Origin of the sequence: Microcoleus sp. LEGE 07076 (assembly GCF_015207455.1) — a bacterium.
Lineage (GTDB): Bacteria > Cyanobacteriota > Cyanobacteriia > Cyanobacteriales > Microcoleaceae > Microcoleus.
Window position 1 is genome coordinate 1 of the sequence record NZ_JADEWV010000202.1, and the last position, 10,334, is coordinate 10,334.

Consider the following 10,334-nt stretch of genomic DNA (forward strand, 5'->3'; position numbering starts at 1 on the left):
GCGAATACGAACGCGAATTCGAGACAGAAATTGCTGGGGTGAGATTGCGATCGCCCGTGATGGCAATTCACACTGTAGCAGCCGGTGGCGGTTCGATCGTGTTTTTTGACGGGGCTCGCTACCGCGTCGGGCCGGAGTCTGCGGGCGCTAATCCCGGCCCGGCTTGCTATCGCAAAGGCGGCCCTTTGACGGTGACTGATTGCAATGTGATGTTGGGGAAAATTCAACCGGATTTTTTCCCGAAAGTGTTTGGATTGGATGGAGATTTGCCGATCGACCCTGAGATAGTCACGCAAAAATTTGTCCAATTAGCGGGGGAAATTGGGGGCGAGAGGACACCTGAACAGGTGGCGGAGGGTTTTTTGGCGATCGCCGTGGAAAAGATGGCTAATGCTGTCAAAAAAATCTCGCTTCAGCGCGGTTACGATGTTTCGGAATATACATTGTGCTGTTTCGGCGGTGCGGGCGGCCAACACGCTTGTGCGATCGCCGATAGTTTGGGCATGAAACGGGTGTTCGTTCACCCTTATGCGGGGGTATTGTCCGCTTACGGTATGGGTTTGGCTGATGTGCGGGCCTTGCGCGAAAGGGCGATCGAGCAATTATTAAGTGCTGAATTAATTGCGGATTTGCATGATGTTTTAGCGCATTTGGAGGCGGAGGGAAAGAGGGAATTGAACCGCAGAGGCGCAGAGGACACAGAGGGAGAGAAAGAGGTTTTAATTATTAGGAAGCTGCATCTTAAGTATCTGGGCAGTGATTCCGTTTTGATGGTCAATCTTGCTGGAAATATTGAGGATATGCAGGCTGAGTTTGAAACATTGCACCGACAGCGATACAGTTTTATCATGCCAGAAAAACCGCTAATTGTGGAAGCCGTTTCGGTGGAAACTGTAGAAATAATGGATGTGCCAGATAAGTCAAAAAACTCCTCTGATTGTGGCACGGGCATCTTGCCCGTGCCAGCAATTTCCACGGTGCAAACCTATGTGGCTGGCGGGTGGCGGGAAACGCCTGTTTACCTGAGAGAAAATTTGCGATCGGGCGACTGCATTACGGGCCCGGCGATGATTGTCGAAGCAACTGGAACTAATATTATAGAACCAGGTTGGGAAGGCGAAATTACCGAAAACGATGACTTAATTTTGAACCGCATATCCGCGCCGATGAATGCAGTTAACACCCATTCATTTGTGGTTAAATCAGATCCTGTTTTGTTAGAAATTTTTAATAACCTATTTCGGGCGATCGCCGAACAAATGGGCGTGACTTTACAAAATACAAGTTCATCCGTCAACATCAAAGAACGCCTCGACTTTTCCTGCGCCATCTTCGACAAAAACGGACAATTAGTTGCCAACGCACCGCACATTCCCGTGCATCTCGGTTCGATGAGCGAAAGTGTTGCAGCTTTAATCTTAGCACAAGCTCATCAAATTAAGCCTGGCGATGTTTATGTTTCTAACAATCCCTACAATGGCGGCACGCACTTACCAGATATCACCGTAATTACTCCAGTATTTGATAAGTGTTCCTCGCTTCCTTTATTTTATGTGGCGTCGCGGGGACACCACGCCGACATCGGCGGGATCACTCCCGGTTCCATGCCTCCCAACAGTAAAATTGTAACTGAAGAAGGCGTATTATTTGACAATTTCCAGTTAGTGTGCGAAGGCAAATTTCGAGAAACAGAATTACTAGAAATTCTCACATCTGGGGATTTTCCGGTTCGCAATGTCACACAAAATATCGCAGATTTGCACGCGCAAATTGCCGCCAATAATCGCGGTTTAGCAGAACTTCTCAAGATGGTAAAACATTACGGCTTGGACACAGTACAAGCTTATATGGGTTTTGTCCAAGATAATGCTGAAGAATCTGTGCGCCGAGTAATTGAGGTTTTGAGTGATGGCGAATTTACTTATCCGATGGATAGCGGCGGAGAAATTAAGGTAGCTATTACAATTAATAAGTCGGCGCGCAGTGCGAAAATCGATTTTACTGGCACTTCTTCCCAACAATTCAACAATTTTAATGCTCCGGCTGCGGTGTGTAAAGCGGCTGTGTTGTATGTTTTCCGCACTTTGGTAGATGACGATATCCCTCTGAATGCTGGTTGTTTGAAGCCTCTCGAAATCATCAATCCCGCTGGCTGTATGCTGAATCCGCGCTATCCGGCGGCGGTGGTGGCGGGAAATGTGGAGACATCGCAGAATATTACGGATGCTTTGTATTGTGCGCTGGGTGCGATCGCAGCTTCTCAGGGCACCATGAATAATTTCACATTTGGCGATCGACGCTATCAATATTATGAAACAATTTGCGGCGGTTCCGGTGCTGGTGCAAATTTCGACGGCACTGATGCGGTACAAACTCACATGACTAATTCCCGTTTAACCGATCCTGAAGTGTTGGAATGGCGGTTTCCGGTGTTGTTAGAAAGTTTTGCCATCCGGGGGAATAGCGGGGGAAATGGAAATCATCGCGGCGGTAATGGAGTGGTGCGGCGAGTGCGGTTTCTGGAAGCGATGACGGCGGGAATTCTCTCCGGGCGGCGGGTGATTTCTCCCTGCGGTTTGCAAGGAGGTGAAGCCGGGAAAGTTGGGCTCAATTATGTTGAAAGATTTGATGGAAATGTGGAGGAATTGGGGAGTACCGCGAGTGTCGAAATGCAGGCTGGGGATGTTTTTGTAATTGAAACACCTGGGGGTGGAGGTTATGGTACTATTGTAGCGACAGTAAAATGAACTAGAGTCCAGAGGTAATAGTCATGGCTGATAATTCTTTTTTTGATGAATCCAGAGATAATTCTTTAGTGAAATCAGCAATAGTTGCTAAATACTTTTGGGCCTGGGCAAAGGTAATTATACCCACAGCCAAGAAAATGAGTAATAAAATTGCCTATATTGATTTGTTCTCTGGGCCTGGTCGCTATCAAAATGGTTCTAAGTCTACTCCACTACTTGTCTTGGAACGTGCTATTGCAGATAAAGATATGCCACAAATGCTAGTAACCTTATTTAATGATAAGGACTCAGATAATACTCAGTCTCTCGATCAGGCTATAAAATCAATTCCAAATATAGGAACATTAAAGCATACACCAATAGTTGTGAACCAGGAGGTTGGAGAAGAAATTGTCGAAGCAATTAAAAAAATTAATTATGTTCCTACACTATTCTTTATCGACCCTTGGGGTTATAAAGGCTTGTCTCTTGAGCTAATTGGAGCGGTTATTAAAGATTGGGGTTGCGATTGCATATTTTTCTTTAACTACAATAGGATAAATATGGGCTTGCCCAACGTTGCTGTAGATAAACATATGAACTCTCTATTTGGTCAACAGCGAGCTGATGCACTTAGAGAACAACTAAGAAAATTGCAACAACCTTATGAGCGAGAGTTAGTTATTGTGGAGGCTATCTCTCAGGCTCTAAAAGAAATAGGTGGTAACTACGTTCTTCCTTTTTGCTTTAAAACTGATACAGGAATTAGAACTAGCCACCATCTAATTTTTGTGTCTAAGAATGTGCGGGGCTACTCAATTATGAAAGAAATTATGGCAAAAGAAAGCTCTAGTACAGAGCAAGGCGTACCGTTGTTTGAGTATAATTCAGCCACACAATATCAACCTTTACTTTTCGAGCTATCACGACCACTTGACGATTTGGAAAATATGCTGTTGAATGAATTTGCTGGTCAGACGATTACGATGGAACAAATTTACAATCAGCATCATGTTGGCAAGCGCTACATTAGTAAAAATTACAAGGACGCTCTTAAGAAACTAGAACAACAAGGTAAAATTATCGCAGATCCACCTGCTAGTAAACGAAGGAAGCACCAAGGAGAAATTACATTTGGAGATCCGGTGAAAGTTACATTCCCACCAAAGTAGGTTTTACTACCTTATTGGAGTTTCGACTCACGCTGAAAGTGTAGCCATTGAATTGCTTTTGATGTTTATTCCATGCTTTTGGCATCTCATCCCAAATTTTATCATCGAGAAGTCTCCCAGCAGCTTTAGGTGTTCTACCTCCCCACTGCTTGAAAAAAAACGCGACTCCAGCCTCCTGACACTGATCCCGAATACTTTGTGCCCATTCTACCTGCATCGGACGGTGTTTTTGGCCCGACTCTCCCCCAACTATTACCCAGTGAATTCCAGTTAAATCAAGCTGTAATGGCCCTAAAAGCGGTTCGCAGGATAAAAAACGTACTTTTGCATTGACTTTTCGCAAAGAATCCACACGATGAACATAACTTTGATTTTCGACAGATACGCCCATCCAAATATTATCAGACCATTCAAGCTGAGAAGCTAACTCTTCTAAACGTTTATCTCGCTTGGTAAGGATTTGATAAATATGATGAGGAGTTTCGCGCATTACATCAAATACTTGTTTCAAAAAATCAATAGAAATATCTTCATGGAACAAATCGCTCATTGAATTAACAAAGATTCGACTGGGCTTTCGCCAACCTCTAGGTTCGTTCAAACGCTTGGGGTGTTCTTGAAAAGTAAACCCATTAGGGAAATTAGTATGGAAACGCTTTGTTAATGCTTCTGCGTAACAATGAGTGCAGCCGGGACTGACTTTATCGCAGCCTGTTGTGGGATTCCATGTGCGATCGCACCATTCGATACCAGTATTAATGCTAGACATAAAAGAATCTTACCCTTGAAACAATAAATTATTTTTTGATGTGCGCTGGATACATATAGTTTATATGTATCAATTTAGATTGATGCAGGATTACCTACAACTCTATTATATAATTAATATAACGTAAATATCAACAAGTTTTAAGCAGTTGCATGAAATGTATATCGTATTGTAAAATATGGCTGAAATACAATTTATTTTAAAAACCGTTAGAGAACAATTGTGCAAACATTTAATTGTTCCTAATTCAATCATATACCAAGGTCTGCACTGTGCACGCTGCGAATCACTAAACATGGTAAGCAGTTATGGCAGTTTTTAAGTCAGAACTGTAGATAGACTCGACTCTAGGAAAAGTTGGATGACTCCACCAAAATTTAATTCTACTGCCTTTTGCTGGATCTGAGCCAATACGAGTGTAACCTGCATTGAACATCAGTTGTTCAAAGTCAGCTACAGGCAAAGTTTTAGAGAGAATTGGCGAAACACCTTGAATTGTGTGCTTGTCAAGGGTCATAACTCCCAGGGTAAGTGGTATAGATTCGATAGTCTGACAATACTAGCCCTATGCCAGCTAAACTGTGAATTGTTCCCGGATATGTTTCTTCTGCTTCACTGCCACCAATACGGATTTTAAGCGGGCCAAACCAAGCATAAAAACCGGGAATTAGAGCATCCATACTGTAGGCGATCGCTCTTAATTGACCGTCATCAACCGCTACAGGTTTTTCTGGTACGGGTTGTTGTTGATTGGGAGTAATATAGCCTGAGTTTTTCATAACTTTTCTGCTCTGTGAAAAGCTCGATCGCGCGGATTCACATTATATACTATCTTGAAACATCGGCAAAATCCCAGGAATACGGCTCTGCGGGCATCGTACCGCTAAAAAATTACCCTCAACTCTGGAATGTCGATCGACAAATCGTGTAGAATCAGGCTGCACCAGCATATATTCCCAAAACCTTTCCAGAACAATTGTGCAAACACCTGTTTTTTCCGAACTCAACCATCCTGTGGTTAAATCCCTGTTCCATCACAGCGATCGCGAATTATTGACTTTGTTTCAAAACCATCCGGATCAAGGTAAGTTCTTTACGGCGATTTTTTGCCGCTACGCTCAAATTGTCCACTCGCTGATTCGCCATTCCGTGCGATCGCCCGTACAAGGCGATTACCTGTTTGCTCACACTTGGCTGCACATCTATCACGAGCTCCGAGGCCTCGATTTGCGTAGCGAAATCCCAGAGTCTGATGGCGGCAATCTCAGTCTCCAAAACTGGCTGATCAATGTCACCGCTATCTGCATCAATCAAGCCGAATTGCCCCCGGTTGAAACGATTCACTACTCTTTGCAATCGGCTCCGCCTCCCCTCTGGTGTTACGTCAAACAAGCCTTAGAATTGTTAGCGCCTCTGCCGCGTTTAGTTGTGTTGATGGCTCAGACTTTCCGCTGGAGCGAAACTCGAATTGCAGCTTATTTGCAAGCAGAAGGTGAAGCTATTTCTCCCGCTCAGGTGAAAGCTTTGCTCCAAAAAGGATATCAAACTCTAGAATCAAATTTGCCGGAGGATATTCGGGCTATTTATCTAGATGAAAATCTCGATTATCAACAAGCACTTGTCTAGCAGCCGATAATTCCGCTAATATCAATTATTCTTCAGTCCGCGCAGGCGGACTTCGTTTGACAAGAGGCGGTTTCAACCGCCGAGTCTCGATTATATTTGACAAAAATCGGTTTCAACCGCACTAATACTCGGAAATAATATCAGAGGTGGAAATGGCAGTTTATCAAGTTCGGCTGGTGAATCAGGATCTGGCGCTCGATCGCACGATCGCCGTACCAGACGACCAGTATATCTTAGATATGGCAGAAGATGCCGGCATCCGCTTGCCCAATGGATGCAAGCAAGGAGAGTGTTCTGCTTGCGTTGTCAAACTGCTTAGCGGTGAAATCGACCAAAGCGAACAAAAGTTTTTGAAGCCCTCAGAATTGCAAGCTGGCTATGCCGTTACTTGCGTGGCTTACCCGCTTTCTGACTGCACTTTGTTAACCCATCAAGAACAAGTTTTGTATCAAGCAGCTCTCTATTTTAAGTAATGCAAAAATCTTTATTCTTGAGTCTCGCGTTGCGCGGACTTTGTTTGTATAGTCGCGAATCCTATTCGCCGATAAAATCGTTATCAAAGCAGATTGAGTTAATTAAAGGTGCGCGCAGCGCGCACCTTTAATTAACACTTAAAAATCAGCTATGACTGACGCTCGATATGCAGCAATTGTAGAATTCGCTGGAGCGGAATTTCTGCCCAATCCAAACGGTACTGGAGCTCGTATGACAACTCAGAAACCGCTTTTTCTAAGATATAAGCATTCAGCAAAACTTCCAATTCCGGTACAGATTTTGGCAAGAAACTTGCATCCGCTGCTGTTGACAAATAACTCTTGAGAAAAGTCAAGCTAACCCAGCGGTGCCAAACATTCGCCCACTCCTGCATTTCCGATAAGTTTTCAGGGCGGATCATACCGCTGTCTACTTCGTTCCGCAGCGCCATAGTAACCGCGTAATTGAAAGATTGCAGCATTCCCGCAACATCTCGCAAAGGCGACCTTTTCATCCGCCGCTCGCTTAAGGGTCGATCCCGTTCTCCTCCAAAATCAATAATTACGAAGTCTTTCCCTGTATACAGAACTTGTCCGAAATGAAAGTCTCCGTGACAGCGAATTCTGTCGGCGGTGATTCTCAAGTTCAAAATAGACTTGAAACGTTCCATCAGGAAGTCTTCGCGGTTGAGAAGAGTTTGTCCCAACTTTTGCGTTTCTGGCGGCAGTTTAGACAGCCGCTTTTTCAGCAACAGCAAAGTTCTTCCTGCCAGATTTCTCATGTATTGATAGATGGAACGCTGGTAAAAGGAGGTGAAATTTTCTGGCGCAAAAGCGGGATTTTCTGTGTCAGAACCTAAAGCGAGGTGGAGTTCGGCTGTCCGCTGACCTAAAAGTTCTGCTGATGCTAGGTAAGAGCCGATGAGTTCGCGAGCTAGTGCGGGTACTTCTAGGGATAAATCGGCGAGTAGCGAGTTTGACTGTCGCATTTGTGCGGTCAAAGCGCTGGGTAAATAATCTTGGGGGGAAGTAGATAAAATATCGCCGGAATACTTTGCTTCTACTGTCATTACTTGCTCGAAATAGTCTCGCAGCGTGTCTAATGTATAAGACCAAGCGTCCCTGCTGTCGGGGATTAGTTTTTGCAGGATTCCGACTGTAATTGCTTTGTTTTCGGCTGTGCGATATTCCAATTCTCCGACAATTGGAGCGTAGTTTTGGATGGAGTGGCGATCGGTTAAAAAGCGTCCGATTTCTAATTCGGGGTTGATTCCTTCCTCGAATTTTCGCAAGATTTTGAGAACGAAGCTATCGCCGTAACCTGCGGATGTATTGCTTTGTTCTTTTTTGAACAAATACGGTTCTAGCTGCGATAAATCTTGTTCTGAGCTAAATAAATTGTCGGAAATTCCTACCAGTTCGCCCGCTGAACCTTTGTAACTGGCATTCGTGGCGATCGTCCCCAGCAGCTCGCTCAGAAAACCTTTGTCCCCAGCAGCATCAAATAGCACTCCGACTTCCTTGGTTTCTGGGAATTGCAGGCGCGCGATCGACGGACGATCGTCCGGCTCGCCTTTGATCTGTTCCCAGCCTAAAGGCAAAACGTAAGTTTCCGCCATACCTTCAGTATAATTCAAATGCAGCAACAAAATGTAAACTGTAGATTTTTCACCCGCACTATTTTTCGATTCAACAGGTACAATTTCACTGATTTCTAATGATTGAATTATCCTGTCTGCACCGTTAAACCAGCGATTGGATTGCAAGTAATTCGGCAAAAGAGACACCAACATATTGCTGAGCTGACTTGTTGGAGAAAAAGCAGTTTCCCAAGTGCCGACGACCGCCAAACTCGGCAAATCTGTTTTCAAACCGTGCAGTGAAAATTCCTCTTGCTTAACAGTAAGAGTAAACCAGTAAAATGTGTGAGGACTCAAGCTCAAAAAATAATCCGAGTCGCCAACTGGCGGAAACTCAGTCCGACCGAAAATCTCCACCGGAACAGCACCTTTAAACGGCGAAAGGTCTAATTCTGCCGTCTGGACGAAGCGCGATAAATTAGTCACTACGAGGATGTGTTCGTCTTGATAGGTGCGGACAAAAGCTAAAACTTTGCGGTTTTCTGGGTACAGAAATTCGCAAGTTCCCCGGCCGAATGCTTGGAAGCGCTGGCGAACAGCAATCAAGCGTTTCATCCACCACCACAGAGAACTCGGATTCGCGCGCTGCGCTTCGACGTTAACAGATTCGTAGTGATATTCAGGGTCAACAATTGGCGGCGCGTACAGCCGCTGCGGGTTAGCGCGACTGAAACCGGCATTGCGATCGCTGCTCCACTGCATCGGAGTTCTCACCCCGTTGCGATCGCCCAAATAGATATTGTCGCCCATACCAATTTCATCGCCGTAGTAAAGCACCGGCGTACCCGGAAGAGACAACAGCAAAGCATTCATCAACTCAATTTGGCGGCGGTTGTTTCCCATCAAAGGAGCCAAGCGGCGGCGGATACCCAAATTAATTCTCGCCTGAGTGTCTTGAGCGTAAACCCGATACATATAATCTCGGTCTTCATCGCTGACCATTTCCAGCGTCAATTCATCGTGATTCCGCAAAAACAATGCCCACTGACAGTTATTGGGAATCTGTGGAGTTTGCTGGAGAATGTCGCTAATCGGAAAGCTATCTTCCATGTGCAAAGCCATAAACAGACGCGGCATCAACGGAAAATGAAAGTTCATGTGACATTCATCCCCAGCCGAATAATATTCAACCGCATCTTCCGGCCACTGATTCGCCTCCGCTAGCAGCATCCGGTTCGGGAATTTTTCATCTACGTGCTTGCGTAACTGCTTGAGGAAAGCGTGAGTTTCTGCCAAGTTTTCGCAGTTAGTACCCTCGCGCTCGTACAGGTAAGGTACAGCATCCATTCGCAATCCGTCTACGCCCAATGCCAACCAGAAATCCACCACTTCTAAAATGGCTTGGCGGACGGCAGGATTGTCGTAATTTAAATCTGGTTGGTGGGAATAAAAGCGGTGCCAGTAGTAAGCTTTTGCTACCGCATCCCAAGACCAATTAGAAGTCTCAAAATCTTGAAAAATAATCCGAGCATCTTGATATTTTTCTAGCGTGTCGCTCCACACATAAAAATCTCTTTCGTTACTGCCTTTCGGAGCGCGCCTCGCTCGCTGAAACCACTCGTGTTGGTCGGAGGTGTGGTTGACAATCAACTCAATAATGACTCTAATTCCCCGCTGGTGCGCTGCTTCTAAAAGGTTTTTAAAGTCCTCTAACGTGCCGTAAATCGGGTTGACGGTGGTATAGTGAGATGTATCGTAGCCGTCGTCTCGGAGCGGTGAGGGAAAAAATGGCAGTACCCAAATTGCTGTTACTCCCAAGTTTTGCAGGTAATCGAGTTTTTTTGTTAGTCCTCGAAAGTCGCCGATGCCGTCTGCATTGCTGTCTGCAAAAGCGCGAATTGGTACTTCGTAAATTATCGCGTCTTTGAACCACAAGGGATCGTCATTTAAGATTGAGCTTGCCATAATTTTTATGGTGATTGCTAATT

General features: G+C 45.0%; 9 protein-coding genes. 5 read left to right on the forward strand and 4 right to left on the reverse strand.

Annotated elements, in window-relative coordinates; translation table 11 throughout:
* Both IQ270_RS24240 and IQ270_RS24245 read left to right on the forward strand, forming a co-directional pair.
* Window positions 1–2,747: hydantoinase B/oxoprolinase family protein (locus tag IQ270_RS24240; protein WP_193975742.1), on the forward strand; the 2,747-nt coding region annotated here is incomplete at its 5' end.
* A gap of 23 nt (window positions 2,748–2,770) precedes the next feature.
* Window positions 2,771–3,898: a three-Cys-motif partner protein TcmP gene (locus IQ270_RS24245; protein ID WP_193975743.1), complete on the forward strand. Its 1,128-nt coding sequence runs from the start codon at window positions 2,771–2,773 to the stop codon at window positions 3,896–3,898.
* On the opposite strand, the gene IQ270_RS24250 is transcribed toward IQ270_RS24245, so the two are convergent.
* From IQ270_RS24250 to IQ270_RS24260, 3 genes are all read right to left on the reverse strand, one after another.
* The gene (locus tag IQ270_RS24250) at window positions 3,879–4,667 is read right to left on the reverse strand and encodes a DUF5131 family protein (RefSeq protein WP_193975744.1); all 789 of its coding nucleotides are present in this window, start codon (window positions 4,665–4,667) and stop codon (window positions 3,879–3,881) included. The genes IQ270_RS24245 and IQ270_RS24250 overlap by 20 nt on opposite strands.
* Before the next feature lie 289 nt (window positions 4,668–4,956).
* Complete coding sequence (locus IQ270_RS24255; RefSeq protein WP_193975745.1) at window positions 4,957–5,184, reverse strand: hypothetical protein; 228 nt, start codon at window positions 5,182–5,184, stop codon at window positions 4,957–4,959.
* Window positions 5,174–5,446, reverse strand: coding sequence for a hypothetical protein (locus IQ270_RS24260; protein WP_228056651.1), 273 nt, complete (start codon window positions 5,444–5,446; stop codon window positions 5,174–5,176). The genes IQ270_RS24255 and IQ270_RS24260 overlap by 11 nt, the downstream gene beginning before the upstream one ends.
* Before the next feature lie 14 nt (window positions 5,447–5,460).
* Between IQ270_RS24260 and IQ270_RS24265 the strand changes: the two genes are divergently transcribed.
* The 3 genes from IQ270_RS24265 (at window position 5,461) to IQ270_RS24275 (ending at window position 6,766) form a co-directional block, all read left to right on the forward strand.
* Entirely contained in the window at window positions 5,461–5,598 is a 138-nt protein-coding gene (locus IQ270_RS24265; RefSeq protein WP_193975746.1) for a hypothetical protein, read from the forward strand.
* A gap of 47 nt (window positions 5,599–5,645) precedes the next feature.
* Window positions 5,646–6,293: a sigma-70 family RNA polymerase sigma factor gene (locus IQ270_RS24270; RefSeq protein ID WP_193975747.1), complete on the forward strand. Its 648-nt coding sequence runs from the start codon at window positions 5,646–5,648 to the stop codon at window positions 6,291–6,293.
* Between the two features lie 152 nt (window positions 6,294–6,445).
* The gene (locus IQ270_RS24275) at window positions 6,446–6,766 is read left to right on the forward strand and encodes a 2Fe-2S iron-sulfur cluster-binding protein (protein ID WP_193975748.1); all 321 of its coding nucleotides are present in this window, start codon (window positions 6,446–6,448) and stop codon (window positions 6,764–6,766) included.
* 149 nt (window positions 6,767–6,915) lie between these two features.
* Here the strand turns inward: IQ270_RS24275 and treS are convergent, their stop codons facing one another.
* Window positions 6,916–10,311 (reverse strand): maltose alpha-D-glucosyltransferase, encoded by a 3,396-nt coding sequence (treS, locus tag IQ270_RS24280; RefSeq protein WP_193975749.1) that lies wholly within the window; start codon window positions 10,309–10,311, stop codon window positions 6,916–6,918.
* Window positions 10,312–10,334: the final 23 nt, after the last annotated feature.

Bases quoted from the DNA above. Each gene is read 5' to 3' on its own strand.
- IQ270_RS24250 (WP_193975744.1), bottom strand. From the start codon at position 4,667: ATGTCTAGCATTAATACTGGTATCGAATGGTGCGATCGCACATGGAAT.
- IQ270_RS24260 (WP_228056651.1), bottom strand. From the start codon at position 5,446: ATGAAAAACTCAGGCTATATTACTCCCAATCAACAACAACCCGTACCA.
- IQ270_RS24275 (WP_193975748.1), top strand. From the start codon at position 6,446: ATGGCAGTTTATCAAGTTCGGCTGGTGAATCAGGATCTGGCGCTCGAT.
- IQ270_RS24255 (WP_193975745.1), bottom strand. From the start codon at position 5,184: ATGACCCTTGACAAGCACACAATTCAAGGTGTTTCGCCAATTCTCTCT.
- treS (WP_193975749.1), bottom strand. From the start codon at position 10,311: ATGGCAAGCTCAATCTTAAATGACGATCCCTTGTGGTTCAAAGACGCG.
- IQ270_RS24245 (WP_193975743.1), top strand. From the start codon at position 2,771: ATGGCTGATAATTCTTTTTTTGATGAATCCAGAGATAATTCTTTAGTG.